Consider the following 22,395-nt stretch of genomic DNA (forward strand, 5'->3'; position numbering starts at 1 on the left):
ATGACCGGAGGACGGTCCGCGTGGTTGGAACAGGGGACGGGTTTCTTCGTTCCCTGTGAGTTCCTTAGTGGGTCGCTTAGACCGGAACCTCATGCCCGATCGCCATCAGCAGCGCGCCGAGCTGCACGATCAGCTGCTGCTCGATCTCGGTGCGGGCCAGGTCCTGGTGCTTGAGCCAGTCCAGCACCGCGGTCTCGGCGGCGGCGACCCAGCACTTGAGCGTCATCCGGACGAGCGGGTCCACCGGCGTGGGCTCGCCGAGTCCCTCCACGAGGAGTTCGTAGACGGTGTCCTCCACGGAGTGCACCAGAGCGGCCGACTCCCCACCGGAGCCGTACGCCGCCGAACCGCCGAGCAGCGCGACGAACCCGGCGGAGTGCGCCTCGGCGAACTCCACGAACGCCCGGACCGCGCGGTCCAGCCGCTGAAGCGGGGTGTCGCCCGGCTCGACCTGCGCCAGGCGCCGCGTCAGCTCGGCGGCGGCCTTGGACAGCGCGGCGGCGTAGAGCTCCTGCTTGGTGCCGAAGTAGTGGTAGACCAGCGCACGCGAGGCGCCGGCGGCCTGGGCCACGTCGTCGACCGAGACCTCGTCGGGGCCGCGCTTGGCGAGCAGGTCCAGGGCCGCCTCGATCAGCTCGTCGCGGCGGCGGTCGACGGACAGCCGCCGGCGGGGCGCCGTGCGCGGGGCCGGGCGGACTGGCTGGGAGCTGCGGGACTCGGACTGCACATCGCCATGCTGCCACGTCCGGCAGCAGGAACGAATCGGCAAGCGTGTCGCGACCGTTCCCGAATCTGCTCCGGTGTTCCCGAATCTGCCGAACAGTGCTCCTCGGGCCGCCGGTGTCCGTTCCGGAAACGGGGTCTTGTCGGTGGGACACTCCGCGTTTACATTAGACGCCGTGTCCAATAAAACCGGCCCCACCCCCGAAGCCCTGCAGCGTCACCGCGACGCCCAGGCGCTGGCCTACCGCTGCGCCGAGACGGTCGGCGCGGGACTGGAGGCCGGCGTCACCGAGCGGGAGGTCGCGCGGCGGATGCGCGCCTTCCTGCGGGAGAACGGCGTCGAGGACTTCTTCCACATCCCCTTCGCCTGGTTCGGGGAGCGCACAGCGTTCCGCTCGCTGAAGGGCCCGTGGACGCCGCTGCACTTCTTCCCGACGAACAAGCGCCTGGAAGAGGGGATGTCGTACATCCTCGACTGCTCCCCGGTGGTCGACGGGTACGTCTCCGACATCGGCTACGCCGGCGTCCTCGGCGGACCCGGCACGAACCGCATCTTCGACGCGCTCATGCGTGACCTCGCGGAGTACCGGACGGTGATCCTGGAACGGATCAAGGCCGGGGACACCCTCTCCGAGGTCTACGCGGCGGTCGACGTTCTCATCGCGCAGCAGGGATACGAGTCCCGGCACAAGGTCTACCCCGGCCGCGTCATCGGCCACCAGGTCGGCCGGATGACGCAGCGCCGAAACATGGGCCGCTACGCGTTCGGCTTCGGCCTGCGGACGCTGGAGACCCTCGGCCGCGAGATCGTCACCGAGGGCATCAAGGGCCGCTCCCCGCTGTGGGCCGGCGGCCGCGCCTCCCGCCACGCGCCCACGCCGGGGCTGTGGGCGGTCGAGCCGCACATCGGATTCCGCGACGTGGGGGTGAAGTTCGAGGAGCTGCTGGTCGTCACCGAGGACGACGCCTTCTGGCTCGACGACGACCTGCCGCACGTCCGGCGGTGGCAGGAGCAGGCCCGGACACTGGAAGGCGCGCACTCATGACCCAGGACGTCCGCACTCTCGCGGTCACCGTCGAGGGCGGCAAACTCTCCGTCCACACCTACGGGGACCCCTCGAAGCCGACCGTGCTGTTGGTCCACGGCTACCCCGACACCCAGGCGGTGTGGGACGGCGTGGTGTCCGAACTCGTTGAGGACTTCCACGTCGTCACCTACGACACCCGCGGCATTGGCGCTTCCAAGGGGCCGCTGTTCAAGCACGGCTATACGTTGGAGCACCTTGCGGACGACCTCTATGCGGTCGCAGACGTGGTCGCCCCCGATATGCCGATCCATCTGGTCGGCCACGACTGGGGATCCATCCAGGCCTGGGAAGCGGTCACCCGTGCGGACTCCGCACAGCGTTTCCTTTCCTATACGTCCATCTCCGGTCCCTGCCTGGACCACGCCGCTATGTGGACGCGCTCCGGTATCCGGAAGCCGACGCCGAAGGCGGCGGCGCGTTCGCTGAAGCAGGCGCTCGCGTCGTGGTACATCGTCGTGTTCCACCTGCCTGTGGGACCGCGCGTGGCGTGGCGGCTCGGTCTGGCCAAGCAATGGCCACGGATCATCAAGGCTATAGAGGGCACCAGACTCGACCCCTCGCCGACTCTGCATAGGGATGGTTCGCGCGGCGTCCTCTATTACCGGGCCAACATGCTGCCCAAGATGCGGCACCCCGAGGAGCGGCCGACCACGGTCCCGGTCCAGGTGCTCACGCCGACCGGGGACCGGTTCGTCACCCCGGCTCTGGCCGCGCATGCGCCGGTGCCGTGGACGGAGCGGCTCTATGTGCGCAAGGTCAACGGCGGCCACTGGATCGTCGTGAAGAAACCGGCGCTGATCGCCGAGCGGATCCGGGAGTTCGTCCAGTCCAGCATCGCGACTCCGGGAGGACCCGAGCCTGTGCGTTCCCTACTGCGTGCCGAGGCAAAGCAAGGCACTAAAGACCGGCGCGAGTTCGAAGACAAGCTCGTCGTCATCACCGGCGCCGGCTCCGGGATCGGACGCGCCACCGCGTTGGCTTTCGCCGAGAAGGGTGCGGACATCGTCGTCGCCGACATAGACGGTGTCGCCGCGGCGCGGACTGTGGAGTTGGTGGAACTGCTCGGTGCGCGCGGCTACCTCTATACGGTCGACGTCTCCTCCGGCGAGGCCATGGAGAAGTTCGCGAACGACGTGAAGGCGACGGCAGGCGTCCCGGACGTGGTCGTCAACAACGCGGGCATCGGCATGTCCGGTCCGTTCCTCGCCACAGAGGTGAAGGACTGGGAGAAGATCCTCGGCGTCAACGTGTGGGGCGTCATCCACGGCGCGCGGTGCTTCGGCGAGATGATGCGGGAGCGCGGCGAGGGCGGGCACATCGTGAACCTCGCATCGGCGGCCGCATATACGCCGTCGCGCACGCTCTCCGCGTACTCGACCTCCAAGGCCGCCGTCCTCATGCTCTCCGAGTGTCTGCGCGCGGAGTTCGCCCGCCACGGCATCGGCGTCTCGGCGATCTGCCCGGGCTTCATCGCCACCAACATCACCCGGACCACGAAGTTCGTCGGGCAGAGCGCCGAGCAGCAGGAGCGCACCCGGCAGCGCATCACCGGCCTGTACCGGAGGCGGAACTTCGGCCCCGACAAGGTGGCCGAGCGCATCGTGGACGCCGTGCGGCGCGACAGGCCGGTGGTGCCGGTGGCGCTGGAGGCGAAGGCGAGCAAGGCCATCTCGCGGCTGTCCCCGGCGCTGGCCCGCCGGATGGCGAAGATCGACCCGACCGGCTGAGGAGCTGAACCGACATGGCTGACACCCCGGCGGTCGCCGACACCGCGGCCGAGACGGACCCGGCGACCACCTCGGACATCGAACGGCACCCGGACCTCAAACCGCGGCGGGTGAAGTTCGACTGGGAGAACACGCCGCTGCACTGGATCCCCGAGGATCCGTACGCGACCCACATCATCAACGTGCTGCACCTGCTGCTGCCGGCCGGCGAGCGCTGGTTCGTGCACGTCTACAAGCAGATCCTGCCGTACATCCGCGACGAGCGGCTCAAGGCCGAGGTCAAGGGCTTCATGGGCCAGGAGGGCACGCACGCGGTCGCGCACCAGAACGTGCTGCACCACATGAAGGTGCAGGGCCTGGACCCGGACCCGTTCGTGGAGCAGATCGAGTGGCTCTTCGAGCAGCTGCTCGGAGACAGCACGATGCCGCCCTTCGCCCGCAAGAAGTGGCTGCGCGAGCGGCTGGCGATCATCGCGGCGATCGAGCACTTCACGGCGGTGCTCGGCAAGTGGATCGTGGACTCCCGCGGCCTGGACGCCGCCGGCGCCGACCCGGTGATGCTGGACCTGCTGCGCTGGCACGGCGCCGAGGAGGTCGAGCACCGGTCGGTGGCCTACGACGTGTTCATGCACTTGGACGGCTCCTACGCCCGGCGCAGCCGCGCGATGCTGGTGACCTCCGTGGCGTTCGCCTGGATCTGGGGCCGCGGCGCGAAGTACATGGTCACCAACGACCCGCACGGGCTGCGTCCCGGCCGCCCGAGCCGGATGACCGAGCGCGAGTTCCTGGGACGGTTCCGCGACGCCGCGCGGCGCGGGCGGCTGCCCTCGCTGGGCAGCCTGGCCGTCGAGGTGCCCAGGTATCTCAAGCCGTCGTACCACCCGTCGCGCCGCGGCTCGACGCAGTCGGCGCTGGACTACCTGGCGGTGTCGCCGGCCGCCGTCTACGCGGCCGAGCTCGCGGCGGCGCGCAAGGGCGGTGCGGGCGGCGCCGGCTGAGCACCACCCCTCAAGCGGCGGGGTCGTGGCAGATCAGGGCTGCCGCGACCCCGCCTTTCCGATCTCTTTGCGCTGGAGATATATCCCATTTGGGGGGATTCCTGTCAGCGCGACGATCTAGCATGAGCCCATGCAGCAAAGCACGGATGTCTCCGACCCGCTCTGTCAGTCCGGCCGCGCCTGGGTGGACGAGGCGATCCGGCGCGTCTCGGCGGACGCCAACCGCTCCGCCGACACGCACCTGATCCCGCTCCGGCTCCCCGACCCGTGGCCGGAGTGGGGGATCGACGTGTACCTCAAGGACGAGTCGACGCATCCCACCGGCTCGCTCAAGCACCGGCTGGCGCGCTCGCTGTTCCTTTACGGGCTGTGCAACGGCTGGATCCGCGAGGGCACGACGATCGTGGAGGCCTCCAGCGGGTCCACCGCGGTGTCCGAGGCCTACTTCGCGCGGATGCTGGGCCTGCCGTTCGTAGCGGTGATGCCGCGCTCGACGTCCAAGGAGAAGTGCGAGCTCATCGAGTTCCAGGGCGGCCAGTGCCACTTCGTGGACGATCCCGGCGCGCTGTACGAGGAGGCGCGGCGGGTCGCCGCCGCGGCTCCGGCCGAATCCGGCGGCGGCCACTACATGGACCAGTTCACCTACGCCGAACGGGCCACCGACTGGCGGGGCAACAACAACATCGCGGAATCGATCTTCGAGCAGATGGGGCAGGAGCGGCACCCCTGCCCGCGCTGGATCGTGGTCGGCGCCGGGACCGGCGGCACGTCCGCGACGATCGGCCGGTACCTGCGCTACCAGCGGTACGGCACGCAGCTGTGCGTCGTGGACCCGGAGAACTCGGCGTTCTTCGAGGGCTGGCGCAGCCACGACCTGTCGTACGTGACCGGCAAGGGCTCGCGCATCGAGGGGATCGGCCGGCCGCGCGTGGAACCCTCGTTCCAGCCGGACGTCGTGGACCGTATGATCCGGGTCCCGGATGCCGCGTCCATCGCCGCGATGCGTCTGGTCTCCGAGATGTCCGGCCGCGACGCCGGCGGATCCACCGGGACCAACTTCTGGGGCGTGGTGAAGCTGATGTGCGAGCTGCGTGCGGTCGGGGCCCGGGGCTCCATCGTGACGCTGCTGTGCGACGGCGGCGAGCGGTATCGGAACACGTACAAATCTGACGCGTGGCTGGCTGAGCAAGGGCTCGATCTGGCACCGTACAGCGAGCAGTTGCGTGTGGCGCTCGCCACGGGGAACTGGCCCGAATAAGCCCCCGGCGATGCCGGACCAACAGCTGATCCGGTGATTGTCACAAAGCTGTTTCGAAGACTTTACCTGCGGCGGGGCAACCATCAGGTGCTACGTACGTAGGCCCATCGCTTTCTACGCACATCGCAGGATGCGCAGTTTCTCGCCTCTGGGGAGGGTTGCGTGGGCGGTTGAATATCGCCGCCCACGTCCCACCCACGGAGGAATCCCCATGCATGCCATGACAAAGGCCCGGCCGGCTGTCGCCGCCATGGCCGAGTCTGCTGTCAGCATGGGAAAGGCGGCACCTTCGGTCCGCCTCAACTGGGGTGACGGATCGAGCACCGACCTCAAGAACCCGACCGCGCGAGTCCTGCGGACCCCGGTCTTCCACACATATCCCCCGGTCGGCCCGCAAAGCGTCGAGACCGAGGTCGTCGACAGCCCGGCCGAGGAAATCGTCGACACAGCACCCAGCCCCATGGCCTGACCGGCCACCCCCCAGCTTGGCCGCGGCCGGGCCGGACCCACGAGGCCCGCCCCGACCCGCGACCAGCCCCGCCGCCGAGAGGCGACCGGGGCACCCACACAACTGAACACAGCAGAAATGAAACGCCGGAGCAGCCAGTCCCAGGCACCCGGCCCATTCCGGAGGTCCCCCCGAAAATGGCAAGCCAGAACCACTCTGTAGCTCGTAAGCGTCTTTCGACGCTGGCCATCACGACCACGCTGGCCGCCGTCGGCGTCGGTGTCGTCGGCACCGGTGCGGCGAACGCCGCGACCGGCACGCCGCAGGCGCACTCGCAGGACGGTCAGCAGACCGCGGCCAGCGTGTTCAAGGCCTCGGTCACCGCGGGCACCGGCGCGACCAGCCTGTCCGGCAACGTCAACCTGACCGGCACCACGGTCGACCCGAGCATCGCGAGCACCTCCTCGGTCACCATCAACTGGGATGGCGCCAAGGACACGCAGACGATCAACTTCGCGGCGGACGGCACCCTGTCCGCGGCCACGGCCAACGTGGCCCACCCCTACGCGGCGCCCGGCAAGTACACCGTCACGGTGACCCTGAACGACGGCTCCAAGACGCCGCCGGCGCCGGTGACGCAGACGATCACCGTCACCGACGTGAACCTCGCCGCGTCGCTGTCCGCGACCAGCACCAAGAAGAACAGCCCGGTGACCCTGTCGCTGGCCGGCTCTTCGGTCGACCAGTCGGTCAAGACCGCCGTGACCACGGTCAACTGGGGCGACAACGTCACCACGACCTTCCCCGGCGACCCGTCGCTGATCAAGGCCGGCGACGCGAAGCTGTCGCACTCCTACGCCGCCGACAAGACCTACACGGTCACGGTGACGCTGAGCGATGGCGCCGCCAAGCCCACGACGGCCACCCAGTCCTTCACCGTGAAGGTCAGCGAGACCGGTGTCGAGGTCCTGCAGGCCGCCGGCGCGACCCGCTACGAGACCGGTGTCCAGATCTCGCAGCACCAGTGGGCGGACGCCGGTGTCACCACCGACAACCGCACCCAGGCCAAGTCGGTCGTGCTGGCCACCGGCAACGACTTCGCCGACGCGCTGGTCGCCGTGCCGCTGGCCAAGAAGGCCCAGGGCCCGCTGCTGCTCACCGACGGCACCGCGACCACAGTCAACGACAAGGTGCTGACCGAGATCAAGCGGATCCTGCCGAAGGGCTCGACCGTCCTGCTGCTGGGCGGCAACGCCGCGCTCAACGTGGGCATCGAGAACGAGCTGGACGGCCTGGGCTACACCACCCACCGCCTGGCCGGCGAGGACCGCTTCCAGACCGCGCTGCAGGTCGCCGAGAGCCAGTACGGCATGAACAACCCGTCGCACGTCATCGTGGCGCGCGGCGACGAGGGTCAGAACCACGACGGCTTCGCCGACGCCCTGGCGGCCGGCCCGTACGCGGCCAACGTGTTCGGGGCCGGCGACGGCGGCTCGGCGGTGGTCCTGAGCAACTTCAACACCTTCGACGCCGGCACCGCGGCCTACGTGAACAGCAAGCTGAAGGCCGGCCAGCAGAACGTGGCCGCCATCGGCGGGCAGGCCGCCGCGGCGATGACAACCATCAAGGGCTCGGCCGGCACCTACAGCACCGCTGTGGGCCACGACCGCTACGAGACCGCCGAGAAGGTGGCCGCGCACTTCCTGCCCAACGGCAAGACCGACCAGATCGGCGTCGCCACCGGCCTGGTTTACCCGGACGCTCTGACCGGTGGCGCCTACATGGCCACCGTCGACGGCCCGCTGCTGCTGACCGACCCGCACGTGCTGCCCGCCTACACCGCGGACGCCATCGCCGGGTTCAACACCCAGGAGATCAACATCTTCGGTGGCGACGCGGCGATCTCGCCGAAGGTCGCCAAGGAGATCGCCGCCCTGGTGAAGGTCTCCACCATCGGCAAGTTCTAAGAACCCGCCGAGGGATCTGACAACTGAATAGCCTGAACTGCACCAGGCCCGCCGGATTCTTCCGGCGGGCCTGGTGTTCTCACCGGGTGCTTTCCGCCGGTACCGGCCGGTTGAAGTACGACGTCCCGTTCTGCAGAGGGACCCCCTTCAGCAGGGTGCTGACAGTGACGAACGTGTACCCCTGCTGCTTGAGCCGCTCGACCACCGCGGGCATCGCGTCGACCGTGGTCTTGTGCGTGTCGTGGGAGAGCACGATGCGGCCGGGCTTGGCGTGGCCGACGATCTGGTCCGCGACGCGGGCCGGGTCCGGGTACTTCCAGTCCTCGGGGTCGACGCGCCACATGATGAAGGGGAAGCCGCCGACGCTGCGCACCGTGTCGTTGACCGCGCCGTACGGCGGCCGGACCAGCGTCGGGCGGGGTATGCCGGTCGCGGCTATCGCGTCGGCGGCACGGTTGATCTCGTCCTGGACCGCGGCGGCGGGCAGCTTGGAGAGGTCCTTGTGGTCCCAGGTGTGGTTGCCGACCTCGTTGCCCTCGGCGTACTCGCGGTTGACCACGGACGGGTACTTGACCGCCTGCTCCCCGAGCACGAAGAAGGTGGCCGGGACGTTCTGCGCCTTCAGCAGGTCCAGCAGGCGGCCGGTGTCCGGGCCCGGGCCGTCGTCGAAGGTGAGGGCGATGCACTTGGCCACCGAGCAGTCGACGTCCGCGTTGGTGCGCGGGGTCGGCGGCGGGCGGTAGCCGGGGGTGGTGGTGCCGGGGTTCGGGGCGGTGCTCGGGGCGGTGCTCGAGGTGGTCGAGGACCCAGGGCTGGTGCTGGTGCCGGTGCCGGTGCCGGTGTCAGGCCCCGTTCCGGTGCTGGTGCCAGCGGTGCCGCTGGTTCCGCTGCTCCCCGAGGAACCGGGCGTCCCGCTCTGGCCGTCGGGACCCGAATCCGTCCGCGTCGCGGAAGGTCTCGCGTTCGTCGGGGACGCGTTCCGCCCGCTGGACCCGTTGCTCGCGCACGCTGTGGCCGTCACTCCGACCGCACCGAGGACGGCGACGACGGTGAGGGGCTGCTTGAACTGGGACAAGAACGGGCGAATCATCGGACAATCATTCACTGTCGACCCGCCGGTTCCATAACCAGCCTGGTCAGTGCGCCGAGGTGAATCAGGGGTTCACAACGGGTGATCGGGTGGACACGCTTCCTTTCGGTATCTTTCGACCGTGCAATCCCATGACCACCGCACCCGGATCCGCGCCGGCGCGCCGGGCGCCCCCGGCCTGGAGGAGCGGACCGTCGAGCCGTCCTCGGCGGCGCGCGTCATCGACCTCGGGCTCCGGATCGGCGAGCTGCTGCTGGCCAGCGGGGAAGGTAGCGAGGACGTCGAGGTCGCCATGGTCGGGATCACCGAGGCGTACGGCCTGGCCGGCTGCGAGACCAACGTCACCTTCACCGTGGTCACGCTGTCCTACCAGCCGAGCCTGATCGACACGCCGCTCTCCCTGGAGCGCGTGGTGCGGCGCCGGACCGTGGACTACACCAGCCTGGCCGACCTGCACCGGCTGGCCGTGGACATCAGCGCGGGCGGGATGACGCTGGAGGAGGCGTACGGACGCCTGGCCGCGATCCGCCGGAACAAGTACCCGTATCCGCCCTGGGTGATCATCGTCAGCCTCGGAGCGATCGCCGCGACGGCGGCCCTGCTGGTCGGCGGCGGCTACGCGGCCAGCCTGCTGGCGTTCGGCTGCGCCATCCTCGGCGACTGGCTGTACCGGCAGCTCGCCAAGACCGGACTACCGTCGTTCTACCTGCTGGCGGTGGCCGCGGTCCCCGGGGCGATCGCCGCGATCGTCCTGGACCGCCTCGGCATCCACATCAACAGCTCGGCGGTCGTGGTCGGCGGCGTGTTCACGGTGCTGCCGGGGCGCGCGCTGGTGGCGGCGATCCAGGACGGCCTGACAGGTTTCTACATCACCGCCTCGGCCCGCCTGCTGGAGGTGGTGTTCCTGGTCGGCGCCCTGGTCAGCGGCATCACCCTGGTCCTGAAGGTGGGCCGCCAGGTCGGCGCGAGCTTCATCGTGGACGAACACCTGGCGCCGGTCCGCGCCGAGCCGCTGATCGCCCTGGTGGCGGCGGCCCTGGGGGTGTCGTTCGCGGTGGCGGTGCACACCCCGCGGCGCATACTGCCCTTCGCCGCCGTCGGCGCGGCGTTCAGCTGGGCGGCGGGCACGTACCCGGTCGAGTGGGGCCTGTCCCCGGTGATCGCGACCGGCCTGGCCGCGATGGTCGTCGGCCTGATCGGCTACCTGGTCGCCCTGCACTACCGCACATCGGCGCTGCCCTATGTGATTCCCGCCGTAGGGCCCCTGCTCCCGGGCTCCGCCGTGTACTTCGCCATGTTGGAGATCACCAGCGGCGACAGCCGCCGCGGCATTGCCTCCCTGGAGACCGCGATCTCCCTGGGCCTGGCCATCGGCGCCGGCGTGAACCTCGGCGGTGAGCTGGCCCGCGTCTTCACCCGCATGCGCGGCACCAAGGAACTGGTCTTCCGCTTCCGCCGGGACGCCGCGGGGGAGCAGGAACCGGGCCTGCCGCCCCAACAAGGCTGAAGGACGTGACCGCAGTCCCTCGGTCACGTCCCTCAGCAGCTTTGCACGGCACTGTCCATATGCGATCCGCATACGTGCCGAGCGACATATGGAGCCGGTCTGTCACCCGCCGCTCTTGCGACGGAACTGCCGCTTGGCCCCGGCCTTCCCGTGAGCGGAGTGGATCTTCGAGTCCGAGGGCCCGCCCCCGGCCCCGCGAGCCCCGTTGCCCCGCTTGGCCTCCAGTGCCTCCAGGAAACGCCGCTTCTGCTCGTCGGCGTCCGAAGCAGCCTCCGGCCCACCCCCCGGCTCGCCGGGCTCCGACTGCGATCCCGCCGCGGTGGTGTCCATACCGGCCTCCTGATGCTGTGCGATGTGACGGAAGAGCTGTCCTGGCCAGCCTCCCACGACCACCGCGCCCCGCACCACACGGATAACACGCGTCCCGGGACCCGCGACACCGGGTAAGCTGTCAGCGCTACGCGCCCTCGTAGCTCAGGGGATAGAGCACCCGCCTCCTAAGCGGGGGGCCGTTGGTTCGAATCCAACCGGGGGCACTCGCAGTGACATGGGGAACGCGGGACAGGCGGTTCGCCTGGGGTTTTCACGCTGAGCGACCGGCTCCCGGCCCGCTGAACCCTCAAGTAAGTATGCTCATCGCATGACGCGTCCATTGCGTTCCACGGACCCCACCCGTATCGGCGACTACGAACTGACCGGCCGGATCGGCGGCGGTGGGATGGGCGACGTGTTCCTGGGACGCTCTCCCAGCGGGCGCATGGCGGCCGTCAAAGTGGTGCGGGACCTGCTCGCCGACGATCCGCGGTTCCGGGAGCGGTTCCGCCGGGAGGTGGCCGCCGCACGGTCGGTGAGCGGCGCCTACACGGCCGCGGTGCTGGACGCCGATCCCGATGCCGAGCGGCCGTGGCTGGCCACCGCCTACATCGACGGGCCGTCGCTGCTCGCCCGGGTCTCCGACGGGGGACCCATGGACGCGCGGGAGGCCAGAACCCTGGGCGCCGGGCTGGCGGAGGCGCTGCGCGACATCCACCGGGCCGGGCTCGTGCACCGCGACCTGAAGCCCGGGAACGTGCTGCTGGCGGCGGACGGGCCGCGGCTGATCGACTTCGGCATCATCCGCGCGGAGGACGGCGAGGGCCTCACCGAGACCGGCTACGTCCTCGGCAGCGCCGGCTACATGGCGCCGGAGCAGGCGGCCGGCGGGGAGGCGACCGCGGCGGCCGACGTCTACTCGCTGGGCGCCGTGCTCACCTTCGCGGCGACCGGCCACGGGCCTTTCGGCGACGGTCCGACGCCGGGGGTGCTGCTCCGCCAGGCGGCCGGCGACCGGGACATCTCGGCGGTGCCCGAGGGACTGCGCGATGTCGTGGCCCGCTGCCTGGATGCTGTTCCCGCAGAGCGCCCTTCTACGAACGCTTTGCTGGAACTCCTGAGCGGGAACGCCAGCCTCAAGGAAACGAAGAAGGCGGCGCGGACCAAGAGCGCCGCCAAGACCCGTACCAAGGACCGCGCTAAGACGCCGGAGCTGGACGATCTGCTCAGAGGCGGCTCGTCGAGTACCCAGAACGCTGAGATCGCGGTGACGCCGACGACGCTCATGCGCTCTACTAAGAACGCCGGCAACGCTAAGAACGCCAAGAACGCCAAGAAGCCGTCGCGTCCGACGCCGCAGCCCATCCCGACCCGCCGCAAGTTCCTCTTCTTCGGCCTGGCCAGCGCTGCGGTCGCCGCCTTCGGCGTGAGCGTCGCCGACATGCCTCACGGTGATTCCAAGACCACCGGCGCCGAGACCGATGACAGCGCCCCCAAGAGCGCGACCGAGCTCCCCACCGTCAAGGTCCCCGGTGCCATCGGCGGCCCCGCGAAGAGCCCTGCGTGGTCCAACACCATCACCAACGCCGACTACCTCGCGCTGTCCGGAACGTCACTCCTGGTCAAGGGCACCACCCTGTCGGCCTTCGCCGCGTCCACCGGCACCCGGAACTGGGCCGCCCCCAACGACACCTTCAGCCAGCTCTACGACGGCGTCCTGCCCGCCACCGCGGACGTGGTGTACGAGGGGGCGCCCACCGGCGGCGACCTGATCGCCGTCGAGGTGGGGACCGGCGCCCAGGCCTGGAGCGTCCCCGGGCCCGCTTCCTGGACCACCCGCGGCTTGGTCGGAGCGTCCGCGGACGTCGTCGTGGTCTGGTCCTACATCGACACGGCCCAGCCCGACAGCGACGGCCTGTGGGGCGTCGACCCGACGTCGCGCCGGCTGCTGTGGAACACGAAGATCGGCGTCTTCGAGGGCTCGCCCTACTTCAGCGCCGAGACCGGGCTGATCCTGTTGTCCCAGCCGAACAGCCACCAGCTGACGGCCTACAACGCCAAGACCGGTCAGCTCGCCTGGACCGCCAAGGACACCACTCCGAATGACGACCCCGCGTTCGCCACCGCGATCGCCAGCCACGGTACGAGCATCTACTGGGCGGCCAACCGCCTGTACGCCTTCGGCACGAACGGCCGCCCCCTGTGGCCGGTGGGCGCCACCGCAGCGGGCACCGACGGAGCCTTCCACGCGGTCATTGCCGACGACACCACCGTCTACGCGGCGTCGCTCGGTTCACTGGAGGAAGAGAGTTACGTCGCCGCCTACAAGGCCTCCGATGGTGCCCCCCTCTGGCTGACGACCTGGCCGAAGAACTTCCACAACCCGAGCCTGGAGTGCGAACTGGCGCTCGGCGGCGGGAACCTCTACATCGTCGACCACTACAGCGGAACCCTGGTCTGCCTGGACGCCAAGACAGGCGAGACCAACTGGCAGTACCACGATCCCGGCGCCAGCCCGAACGACGACTGGTCTGTCGTAGCCGATGACCGGAACGTCTTCATCGGCTACGACTCCACCGTGCGCGGCTTCGTCGCCTGAGCGGCGCGCTATAGCGATTTCGCGTCCTCCCACCCGGACAGGTCGTAGTTGAAGTACGCGTTCGGGAAGACGAACTTCCCGTCGGGCATCCCGTTGAGCCCGCCGGACCCGTCGTACGCCTTGAAGATCTGCACCGACCGGGTCAGACAGTTGTCCTCGGCCAGGTTGTAGGGCCGTGCGAAGCCCGCCGCCACCGCCGCCTCGGCCGCGCTCTGGTCGTCGGCGGCCGTGTCCTTGCAGCGGTAGCTCTTGTAGCCGCCGGACTCGTTCAGCGTCGCGAAGTCCTGGAGCATCTGCTGCTCCGGAGCGTGCTTCTCCCAGTTGTGGTCGGCCAGCGTGGCGCCGTAGTCCCAGGTGTCGCTGCCGTCGGACCAGCGGTAGGCCCAGGCGACGTGCCCGAGGGACAGCGCGCCCTTGGGGGCGTCGAACATGCAGACCCGGCCGGTCGCGGCGTGGGGGTCCGCGGCGGCGGCCGTGGCGGCGGCGGCCGGTGCGACGGCGACGCCCGCGGTGACTGTGGCCGCGAATGTGGCGAGGGCCACAGTGGCGGTCCTCCGACGGCGAATCCTCATCCTGTCCTCCCGTTTCGGCGGGGATCCGGTGCTCCCGCCGCTGTCGACGGCCCCGTCTTCCGAGGCCCGGCAGTGGAATGATCTAACGCGAGTCAGTGTTGTTAACGACGACACGACGACGAGGTCTCACCGAAGGAGTACCACCATGGCCGACACCCTTCTCATCGCGTACGACGGTTCCGCTGACGCCAAGACAGCCCTGGAGTACACGGCCCGGACGTTCCCCGGCCGGCAGGCCGTCCTGCTCACCGTGTGGGAGCCGCTGATGAGCCAGCTGGGCGTCGCCGAGGCCTTCGTCGGGGCGGTGGCCACCGAGGACGAGGAGAAGGTCGTCGAGCAGAGCGCCGAGCAGGTCGCCAAGGACGGCGCCGCGCTGGCCACCGAGGCCGGCCTGAAGGCGACCGCGCGCTGGGAGTCCGAGGGCGCGCAGTCGGTGTGGCAGACCATCGAGCGCGTGGCCGACGAGCTCGACGCCGACCTGATCGTGACCGGCTCCCGCGGCCTGACCGGCCTGCACTCGCTGCTCGTGGGCAGCGTGTCGGCGAAGGTACTGCGGCACGCCAAGCGTCCGGTGCTGGTCGTCCCCTCGGCCGACCTGGCCAAGGGCCGCGGTGAGAACCCCGAGGGCGACTCCGTCGAGGCCTGACGCTAATACGCTTGACCGCTATAGGGCCGGTGACGCTATGCGTTGCCGGCCCTTAGCCGTGCGGTGACCGCGTGCATCCCGCGACTCGCCGTGGACTTCACCGTTCCGCGTGTGACGCCCAGTGTCCGGGCGATCTCGGTTTCCGAGAGATCTCCCCAATAGCGCAGCACCAGTACTTCTCGCTGCCTAGTGGGGAGCGCCTTCACGGCCTCCAGGACTTCGCGGTGCTCCAGCGGCAGCAGCGCCGTCGCCTCGGCGGGCTCCACGTCCATCGTGTCGAGCACGGCGTATTCGCGTTCGAGCTTGCGCCTGCGCTGAACCGACCGCGCGCGGTTCACCACGGCGGTGCGCAGGTACGAGGACGGGGCCGCGACGCCTTTGAGCAGGTCGGGGCGGGACCAGAGTTTGACGAACACCTCTTGGACGGCGTCTTCGGCGCTCGCCGTGTCACCGAGCAGCAGCACCGCCAGCCGGGTCAGCGGCAGCCGGTACCGGGCATAGAGATCGGCGACGTCAATGGTGCCGCTTTGGCTGTGGCATTCCGGGGCGGACAGAACCATCGTGGTCATATATTCAGGGTCCCGGCCGGGCACCCCTGTCGGTAACCACCGAAGGTCTATTCGACCCCCTCCCATAGTGGGGTATGCACGTAAGCCCTATTGAGGAGTGGCTGGCACGGCTGTGGGCTCTGGTACCGCCTCCAGGCGTACATCGCTAAGCGCGTGCCGCATACGCAGCACCACCACGAGCCCTACAGAGAACGACAACACATGCCCTATAGCGGTGTAGTCAGCGTGATCGATGCCCTGCAACAGGCTCGGCGTCGCGCCGGCCAGACAGACGGCCCACACCACCCGCAGCCACAGCGGTCTCGCGGTGGCGATCGCGACGGTCAGCGCGGTGACCACCAGGTACGACGGACCGGTGTCCCACATGTGCGCGTCCGACGCGGGCAGCGTGTCGTGGTGGATCCGCCACCAGACCAGTCCCTCGGTGACCAGGCTGACGCCTATGTGCACGCCGCCCAGGAGCAGCACCGTCTTCCGCGCACCCAGTACGGCGACCACGCTGAACAGCGACAGGGCGAAGAAGGGCCACACCCCCGCGGACTCCTGGGGTATGAAGGCCGACGTGACGAACGCCTCCACGGGATGCCCGTCCGGCCGGATGTTCGCCAGGTTCGTCGAGCACCAGTCCATGAGCCGCCGCAGCCGGTCGGTGGAGATCGTGTCCTCGACTACAGCCGCGACCGCCAGCGACACCGCGTACCAGAACGCGGGATCGCGCAGCAGTCGCGGCGCGAGGGCGCGGAGTCGGTCGGCGGACAAGGGGACCCCTTTCGGCGGACGGAACCCATCCTGCCAACGCTCCGGCCGACGCCGCATGATCCCCGGCCGGATTCCGAGCGGGCTGACGATTATCCGCCATCGTCAGCCGACGTGCGCGGCCAGGAAGTCCGCCCAGGCCCCGGCCCCGCGATGTCGGGCGCCAGCCCGGCCGGAACCGCAGGCCGCCCGGGTTCGGGACCACCGGCAGCTTCGCCATGGCGCGCACCGCCTTGAGCGATCCGCAGGTCGTACCCGCTGCGCGCAGCAGCGGCACGGTGTGCGAGCCGAGGGTGCCGGTGCCGCCGGCGCCGCCGGTGACGAAGATCTGCACGTTCACGATCACTCCTTGGTATGACGGTGTCGGCCCGTGGAGCGGGCTACATCGTGAAGACACCCGGACCGAGGGATGTGTGACAGATGGCCGACGAGAACCTCCTCGCCGAGCGGTTCCAGGAGCATCGTCCGAGGTTGCGCGCGGTGGCCTATCGCATGCTCGGCTCCCTGAGCGAGTCCGACGACGCGCTGCAGGAGGCCTGGCTGCGGGCCGGCGGCGCCGACACCGGCGAGGTGCGCAATTTCGAGGCCTGGCTGACCACGATCGTGGGACGCGTGTGCCTGAACATGCTGCGCTCGCGGCAGCAGCGTCGCGAGGACTCCCTGGAGATCCACATCCCGGATCCGGTGGTGCGGGCCGAGGACGACTCCGACCCGGAGACCGCCGCCCTGACCGCGGACTCGGTCGGGCTGGCGATGATGATCGTGCTGGACACCCTCACCCCCGCGGAGCGCTTCGCCTTCGTGCTGCATGACATGTTCGCGGTGCCGTTCGAGGACATCGCCGAGGACCTGGAGAAGACGCCGGCGGCGGTCCGCCAGCTCGCCAGCCGGGCCCGGCGGCGGGTCGAGGGGCGCGCGCCGGTCCCCGACCCCGACCTCGCGGTGCAGCGCGCGGCCGTCGACGCGTTCTTCGCCGCCGCGCGCAACGGTGATTTCGAGGCGCTGGTCGCCGTCCTGCACCCGGACGTGGTGCTCCGCGCCGACGGCGGCGTGCTGCGGGCCGGCCAGTCCGTGACGCTGTCCGGAGCGCACACCGTCGCCTCGCAGGCGCAGCTGGCGCGCACCATCGCGCCGTACGTCCAGCGCGTCCTCATCAACGGCACGCCGGGCGCCTTCGTCGTGAAGGACGGCAAGCCGATCTCGCTGATGTCCTTCGACGTCGTCGGCGGCAAGGTGGTGTCGATCCAGGTGATCCTCGACCCCGAGCGGCTCGAGGAGGTCGCCCGGACGCTGGCCGTCTAGCGGTACGGATAGGCCGCGGCGCCGGACCCCTGTGGGTTCCGGCACCGCGGCCTCTTTAGCGTTCTTCTTCCAAGGGAGCCCTTAAGCGATCGGCACTCGTTGGCGCGCATACGCCGGTGCCGGAGCCGGTTCGGCGGACTTCTCCAGAGCCAGGCCCGGGACCCACCGCAGCGCCCGCGGCAGCTTCCAGTTCCGCTCGCCCAGCACGCTCATGATCGCCGGGACCAGCAGGCCGCGCACCAGCGTGGCGTCGATCGCGACCGCGACCGCCATGCCGATGCCGACCATCTTCATCGGCGCGAACGGCATGAAGGCGAACAGGGAGAACACCGCCACCATGATCATCGCCGCGCTGCTCACCACCCCGGAGGACGAGCTGACGCCCTTGACCACGGCCTGCTTCGTCGGCACGCCCCGCAGCCGCAGCTCCCGGATCCGGCTGAGGATGAACACGTGGTAGTCCATGGACAGCCCGAACAAGATCACGAACATGAACAGCGGCAGCCAGGAGATCACCGCGCCGTAGGACTGGAAGCCGAGCTGCTTCTCCAGGTGCCCGTCCTGGAAGATCCACTTCACCACGCCGTACGAGGCGCCGACCGACAGCAGGTTCACCGCGATGGCGGTCAGCGGGATCGCCAGGGAGCGGAAGGCCGCGACCATCAGCACGAAGGCGAGCAGCAGCACGAAGCCGATGACGATCGGGGTGGTGCTGTGCAGCCGGTCGCCGAAGTCGGTCTGGCCGGCCGACTGGCCGCCGACGTTGTATTCGATGCCGGGGACGTGGCCGAGGGTCGCGGGCAGCACCTGGCTGCGCAGGTTCTTCAGCGCGGCCGCGGAGGCGCTGTCCGCGCCGTCGCCGGCCAGCGGGATCGAGATGGCCTGGTAGCTGCCGTCGGCGCTGGTCTGGGTGGTCACCTGGGAGCCGTTGGGGAGCATCCGCTCCATCGCGGCGACCTCGCCGGTGAACGCGGGGCCCTTCAGTACGCTCGGGTCGCCGTGCACCAGCAGCTGCGCCGGCGCGGGTCCGCCCGGGAACGCCGTCTGCATGCGCTCCAGCGTCTGGCTGATCGGCTTGCCGTGGGTCAGCTCGACGCCGCCCGGGTCCTTGGCCTTCAGCCCGGTGCCGGGGATCGCCAGGGCGAGCAGGGCCAGCAGGGCCGGAACGCCCCACAGCAGCGGACGCTTCACGACGTGCCGCACCAGGAAGTTCCAGAACCGCGACTCGCTCGCCACCGTGCGGCGCTTGCCCAGCAGCGGCATCCGGCCCTTGTCGATCTTGTCGCCGAGCCAGGACAGCATCGCCGGGACCACGGTGACCGAGCCCAGCATCGCCATGCCGACGACCAGGATCGTGCCCACGGACCATCCGGAGAAGGCGTCCATCCCGGTGAGGAACAGACCGCCGAGGCAGGCCATCACGGTCAGGCCGGAGACCACGATGGACCGGCCCGAGGTGCGCGCCGCGATCCGCAGCGCCTCGCGCGGCGAGCGGCCCAGGGCGCGTTCCTCGCGTTCGCGGCGGATGTAGAAGAGCGAGTAGTCGACGCCGACGGCCATGCCGATCAGGAGCACCACCGAGGACGTGCTGTCGCTGATCGGCACCCAGTGGCCGGGGATCGCCATCAGCGAGATGCCCGCGACCACCGCGGTCAGCGCCAGGAGTAGCGGGATCGAGGCGGCGACCAGTGCGCCGAACACGATCAGCAGCAGGATCAGGGTGACCGGGACCGAGCTGTACTCCGCGCGCTGCAGGCCGGTGGAGATGATGTCGTTGATCGTCTTGTTGACCGATGCCGAGCCGGCTTCCTCGACGCGGAGTCCGGGATGCGACGCCTGGATCTGCGCGACAGTCGCCAAAGGCTTGGCCACGGTCTTGTCGGCGTCGTCCTTGTTCCCGGCGACCACGAAGGTGACCAGCGCGGAGCGTCCGTCCTTGGAGACCAGTGCCTTGGTCTCCGCGGCGTTGTCCAGCGGGGAGCGGACCTGGATCGCGGAGCCCGGGATCGCGCGCAGCGCCGCGGCGACGTCCGCGACGCCGCGACGGAAGTCCGCGTCGGAGGCGAAAGCCGTACCCGACCGGCTCTGCACGAGCACGCTCTCCGTCTGCTGGGAGATCCCGGAGACGTCGAGAGCGCGCTCCGCGCGGCCGGCCTCGCCGGGGTCGTAGGTGGTCTTCTTGGCGCCGGAGGCCATTCCGCCGATCACTACCGCGGCGATGATCAGGATGAGCCAGCCGAAGACGGTGGTCTTGCGGTGGCGGGCACTCCAGCCCGCCACCCGTTCCACCACAGGCGGGCGTGCTGTTAGCGTGGGCATGAGAGATCCCCTCCATGGCTGAGCCATCGATGTGTGAGAGCTGACGTGACTTGGTGGTGCGGGGTCCTGCCAGGCCGGGCGGATGCTGCAACATCTGCCCGGCCCGTTTTTTCGGCTCAGCCGCCTGCTGACGTGCTCAAGGGGCCGGGGGCTTCCAGAACCCGCCGCGCCGCGGCCATCGGGTCGCGTTTGGTGACCACGGCCCGCACGGTGTTCGCGTGCACCCGCGCGGTCGCCACCAGGACGTAGTTCCAGGCCAGCAGCAGGACCAGGGAGGCGACTGCTGCAACAGTCGCGGACAGGTCACTGCCGATCCAGAAGCCGATGGCGTCCTTGCCGTGAGGGCCGTTCGGGAAGTAGCCGTACTCGAGGCCGTGATAATGACGGCCGTTGAAGCCGCGCGGGATGTAGCGGTACCAGATCGGGACGGTGACGCCTCCCAGGAACGCCATCCAGATCGTCCAGACGACGGTGTCCAGGATGAACAGGGGGAGGGCCAGGAGAGTGAAGTATGAGAGCCCCCGCTGGGTGATCCGGTCCCTCCACACCGCCTTGAGCGTCGGGAAGAAGCCCTCCGCGGTCTCCACCGGCGGCAGCGCGGGGAGCCCTTCGGGGATCACCGCACGGGCCCGGCCGCGCTCCAGGACGACACAGCCGCGGATGAAGTAGGCGCTGCCGATGAGCAACGGCAGGCCGGCCCAGATGATCACCAGCGCCGCGGACGTCACCGTGATGGTGGTGATCACGCAGAACAAAGCCAGACAGACGACGAGCGAGCTCAGCAGATACCAGGCCGACGCCCAGACACCGCCGGAGAACAACATGCGGAGCGGGTTGCGGTACATCCGCAGGCGCTTCCATATAGGAGTCCCGTAGAGAGACGCCATGTCTTCGGTGTTCATTCGACGCTCCTGAGCATCCGCTCGATCTCGCCGACCTTCAGATCCAGGGCCTGCAGTTCGGTGAGCAACTGGTCCTGCTTCTCCACCGCCTCTTCCGCGAGCTTGCGGTAGGCGGCGAACGCGACAGCGTCGGCGCGGTGCTTCTGCAACTGGAAGAACGACACGATGCTGACCGCGATCGCCGTGAAGATGATCGCGATGATCACCACCGCGATGATCCCCCCGTTGGAACCTCCGCCCCCGCTGGCGAGCACGACTCCCGTATTCATCCCTTTCCACCCTTCGTGTTCGCGTCGGGCGCGGGTTCCGCGTCCCGGGCCACCGTCTCGGCGATCGTCTCCGCGTCGAGCGTCAGCGCGAACGGCATGAGCTCGAAGTACTTCATGGCCTTGCCGTCGTCGGACAGCTCCAGTTGGCCGGTCACCATGCCGGCCGTCTCGAGCCGCTCCAGATGCATGTAGAGCAGTGCCCGGGACAGTCCCAGCCGGCGGGCCAGTTCGCTGACGTGGAGGCGTTCCCCTGCTTGAGCCGAGCGGTACAGCTCCGCGACGATGCGCAGCCGCTGGGCGTGGCCCACAGCGCCCAGCTTCGCGAGCAGTTCCTCGGTGTTCAGGGTGTCCTCCTCGTTCGCTATCACCTGTAAGCCGAGACTGACAGGTGCCTGACGCAACTGTCAAGTGTCCGCATCAGACCCCTTCGGCCCTCCCCTGCCTTACACTGGAGGGCATGAGCGAGAACTCGGGCTGGGACGCCGACGAGCGCGTCGTGGACTGGGACGAGCTGTTCGGGGACGTGCTGCCCGAGCAGACCATGGACGATCTCGGCGATCGAGACCCGTCTTCGACCTCCGGCGCCGGCGGCGACACCGCCCGGCTGATGGAGCTGCTGGCGGACCGGCCGCCGCACTACGAGGACTGAACCGACCGGATTAGCCCGCCCGGGATCAGGGAGCTTGACATGGGCCCGGGCGCAGACTAAGTTTTCACGACGTTGCCCCTTCGGGACGCGCCGCGCGAGCGGGCGATCACCCGGGGTGATCTTCAGCAGGAGCCCATTCGAACATCAAGTCGTCGCCCTTCGGGCGTCGGCATCGTCGTGGTCTCCTGGTGTCGGGATATTGGATATCTCAGCCAAACGGCCGGCGAACGGCCGATTTGGAGGGGGAAACAAGTACCGATACAGTTCTGGAGCACCGCAGCGGAACGCAAGTTCCGAAGCGGACTGAAGGCCAGGTGGAAGCGCAAGACGCGGAAACGATCTGCTAAGATCGGAAATGCGAAAGGCGGGGAAACCAGCCGGAAGTGAAAATCGCAAGAAATTGCGAAAGCCGCGGAGGATCTGCTAAGATCTAAAGCGAAGCAAGATAAAAGAAAAACAGCAAGACCTGACAACGCCGGGTCGCAGCCGATCGGAACGAAGGTTCCGGGACGAGTGGTTCGGGCGTCTGTTTCTTGAGAACTCAACAGTGTGCCGATTAATTTCGATGCCATGCGACCTCGGTCCTGCGCTCCTTGTGAGCGATGGTCCGAGTGTCTTGAACACATGGTTGGTAGACGACTCCCGACCCCCGTCGGGATGTTCGGTCTACTTGCCAGGTGACTCTTCTGACACC

At 69.2% G+C, this 22,395-nt stretch carries 21 protein-coding genes and 1 tRNA gene; 12 read left to right on the forward strand and 10 right to left on the reverse strand.

What is annotated here, in order from left to right; genetic code table 11:
* Nucleotides 1–76 precede the first annotated feature (76 nt).
* Nucleotides 77–727, reverse strand: coding sequence for a TetR/AcrR family transcriptional regulator (locus ABH926_RS10195; RefSeq protein ID WP_370365159.1), 651 nt, complete (start codon nucleotides 725–727; stop codon nucleotides 77–79).
* Between the two features lie 172 nt (nucleotides 728–899).
* Here ABH926_RS10195 and ABH926_RS10200 point away from each other — a divergent pair, with 172 nt between their 5' ends.
* The 6 genes from ABH926_RS10200 to ABH926_RS10225 all read left to right on the forward strand — a co-directional run bounded on the left by ABH926_RS10200 (nucleotide 900) and on the right by ABH926_RS10225 (nucleotide 8,209).
* On the forward strand, nucleotides 900–1,769 hold the full coding sequence (locus tag ABH926_RS10200) for a M24 family metallopeptidase (protein ID WP_370365160.1): 870 nt from the start codon (nucleotides 900–902) through the stop codon (nucleotides 1,767–1,769).
* Nucleotides 1,766–3,538 (forward strand): SDR family oxidoreductase, encoded by a 1,773-nt coding sequence (locus tag ABH926_RS10205; protein ID WP_370365161.1) that lies wholly within the window; start codon nucleotides 1,766–1,768, stop codon nucleotides 3,536–3,538. Before ABH926_RS10200 ends, ABH926_RS10205 begins: the two co-directional genes overlap by 4 nt.
* Before the next feature lie 14 nt (nucleotides 3,539–3,552).
* The gene (locus ABH926_RS10210; RefSeq protein ID WP_370365162.1) at nucleotides 3,553–4,536 is read left to right on the forward strand and encodes a metal-dependent hydrolase; all 984 of its coding nucleotides are present in this window, start codon (nucleotides 3,553–3,555) and stop codon (nucleotides 4,534–4,536) included.
* A gap of 130 nt (nucleotides 4,537–4,666) precedes the next feature.
* On the forward strand, nucleotides 4,667–5,794 hold the full coding sequence (locus ABH926_RS10215) for a PLP-dependent cysteine synthase family protein (protein WP_370365163.1): 1,128 nt from the start codon (nucleotides 4,667–4,669) through the stop codon (nucleotides 5,792–5,794).
* A 211-nt stretch (nucleotides 5,795–6,005) separates the two neighbouring features.
* Nucleotides 6,006–6,263, forward strand: a complete 258-nt coding sequence (locus ABH926_RS10220; RefSeq protein WP_370365164.1) for a hypothetical protein — start codon at nucleotides 6,006–6,008, stop codon at nucleotides 6,261–6,263.
* Nucleotides 6,264–6,439: 176 nt separating this feature from the next.
* Nucleotides 6,440–8,209, forward strand: coding sequence for a cell wall-binding repeat-containing protein (locus ABH926_RS10225; protein WP_370365165.1), 1,770 nt, complete (start codon nucleotides 6,440–6,442; stop codon nucleotides 8,207–8,209).
* 79 nt (nucleotides 8,210–8,288) lie between these two features.
* Here the strand turns inward: ABH926_RS10225 and ABH926_RS10230 are convergent, their stop codons facing one another.
* Complete coding sequence (locus tag ABH926_RS10230) at nucleotides 8,289–9,299, reverse strand: polysaccharide deacetylase family protein (protein WP_370365166.1); 1,011 nt, start codon at nucleotides 9,297–9,299, stop codon at nucleotides 8,289–8,291.
* A gap of 121 nt (nucleotides 9,300–9,420) precedes the next feature.
* Between ABH926_RS10230 and ABH926_RS10235 the strand changes: the two genes are divergently transcribed.
* Complete coding sequence (locus ABH926_RS10235; protein WP_370365167.1) at nucleotides 9,421–10,806, forward strand: threonine/serine exporter ThrE family protein; 1,386 nt, start codon at nucleotides 9,421–9,423, stop codon at nucleotides 10,804–10,806.
* A 102-nt stretch (nucleotides 10,807–10,908) separates the two neighbouring features.
* On the opposite strand, the gene ABH926_RS10240 is transcribed toward ABH926_RS10235, so the two are convergent.
* Nucleotides 10,909–11,136: a DUF5302 domain-containing protein gene (locus tag ABH926_RS10240; RefSeq protein ID WP_370341215.1), complete on the reverse strand. Its 228-nt coding sequence runs from the start codon at nucleotides 11,134–11,136 to the stop codon at nucleotides 10,909–10,911.
* Between the two features lie 133 nt (nucleotides 11,137–11,269).
* On the opposite strand from ABH926_RS10240, the gene ABH926_RS10245 reads away from it, so the two are divergent.
* Nucleotides 11,270–11,342 (forward strand) — tRNA-Arg (locus tag ABH926_RS10245).
* 104 nt (nucleotides 11,343–11,446) lie between these two features.
* Nucleotides 11,447–13,717, forward strand: a complete 2,271-nt coding sequence (locus ABH926_RS10250; RefSeq protein ID WP_370365168.1) for a PQQ-binding-like beta-propeller repeat protein — start codon at nucleotides 11,447–11,449, stop codon at nucleotides 13,715–13,717.
* Nucleotides 13,718–13,725: 8 nt separating this feature from the next.
* On the opposite strand, the gene ABH926_RS10255 is transcribed toward ABH926_RS10250, so the two are convergent.
* The gene (locus ABH926_RS10255) at nucleotides 13,726–14,259 is read right to left on the reverse strand and encodes a hypothetical protein (RefSeq protein ID WP_370365169.1); all 534 of its coding nucleotides are present in this window, start codon (nucleotides 14,257–14,259) and stop codon (nucleotides 13,726–13,728) included.
* A 175-nt stretch (nucleotides 14,260–14,434) separates the two neighbouring features.
* Here ABH926_RS10255 and ABH926_RS10260 point away from each other — a divergent pair, with 175 nt between their 5' ends.
* Nucleotides 14,435–14,935, forward strand: coding sequence for a universal stress protein (locus tag ABH926_RS10260; RefSeq protein WP_370365170.1), 501 nt, complete (start codon nucleotides 14,435–14,437; stop codon nucleotides 14,933–14,935).
* Nucleotides 14,936–14,970: 35 nt separating this feature from the next.
* Here ABH926_RS10260 and ABH926_RS10265 read toward each other — a convergent pair whose 3' ends face one another.
* Nucleotides 14,971–15,504, reverse strand: coding sequence for an RNA polymerase sigma factor (locus tag ABH926_RS10265; protein ID WP_370365171.1), 534 nt, complete (start codon nucleotides 15,502–15,504; stop codon nucleotides 14,971–14,973).
* Between the two features lie 87 nt (nucleotides 15,505–15,591).
* The gene (locus ABH926_RS10270) at nucleotides 15,592–16,263 is read right to left on the reverse strand and encodes a rhomboid-like protein (protein ID WP_370365172.1); all 672 of its coding nucleotides are present in this window, start codon (nucleotides 16,261–16,263) and stop codon (nucleotides 15,592–15,594) included.
* Between the two features lie 417 nt (nucleotides 16,264–16,680).
* On the opposite strand from ABH926_RS10270, the gene ABH926_RS10275 reads away from it, so the two are divergent.
* Nucleotides 16,681–17,562: a sigma-70 family RNA polymerase sigma factor gene (locus ABH926_RS10275; protein WP_370365173.1), complete on the forward strand. Its 882-nt coding sequence runs from the start codon at nucleotides 16,681–16,683 to the stop codon at nucleotides 17,560–17,562.
* A gap of 81 nt (nucleotides 17,563–17,643) precedes the next feature.
* Here ABH926_RS10275 and ABH926_RS10280 read toward each other — a convergent pair whose 3' ends face one another.
* From ABH926_RS10280 to ABH926_RS10295, 4 genes are all read right to left on the reverse strand, one after another.
* Entirely contained in the window at nucleotides 17,644–19,881 is a 2,238-nt protein-coding gene (locus tag ABH926_RS10280; RefSeq protein ID WP_370365174.1) for an MMPL family transporter, read from the reverse strand.
* 116 nt (nucleotides 19,882–19,997) lie between these two features.
* Nucleotides 19,998–20,783 carry a sensor domain-containing protein gene (locus ABH926_RS10285; protein ID WP_370365175.1) on the reverse strand — a complete coding sequence of 262 codons (786 nt, stop codon included), beginning with the start codon at nucleotides 20,781–20,783 and terminating at the stop codon, nucleotides 19,998–20,000.
* Nucleotides 20,780–21,052 (reverse strand): hypothetical protein, encoded by a 273-nt coding sequence (locus ABH926_RS10290; protein WP_370365176.1) that lies wholly within the window; start codon nucleotides 21,050–21,052, stop codon nucleotides 20,780–20,782. The genes ABH926_RS10285 and ABH926_RS10290 overlap by 4 nt, the downstream gene beginning before the upstream one ends.
* Nucleotides 21,049–21,396 (reverse strand): ArsR/SmtB family transcription factor, encoded by a 348-nt coding sequence (locus ABH926_RS10295; RefSeq protein WP_370365200.1) that lies wholly within the window; start codon nucleotides 21,394–21,396, stop codon nucleotides 21,049–21,051. Before ABH926_RS10295 ends, ABH926_RS10290 begins: the two co-directional genes overlap by 4 nt.
* Nucleotides 21,397–21,509: 113 nt before the next feature.
* Between ABH926_RS10295 and ABH926_RS10300 the strand changes: the two genes are divergently transcribed.
* Nucleotides 21,510–21,701, forward strand: coding sequence for a hypothetical protein (locus tag ABH926_RS10300; protein ID WP_370365177.1), 192 nt, complete (start codon nucleotides 21,510–21,512; stop codon nucleotides 21,699–21,701).
* Nucleotides 21,702–22,395: the final 694 nt, after the last annotated feature.

This window comes from Catenulispora sp. GP43 (assembly GCF_041260665.1).
Taxonomy (GTDB): domain Bacteria; phylum Actinomycetota; class Actinomycetes; order Streptomycetales; family Catenulisporaceae; genus Catenulispora.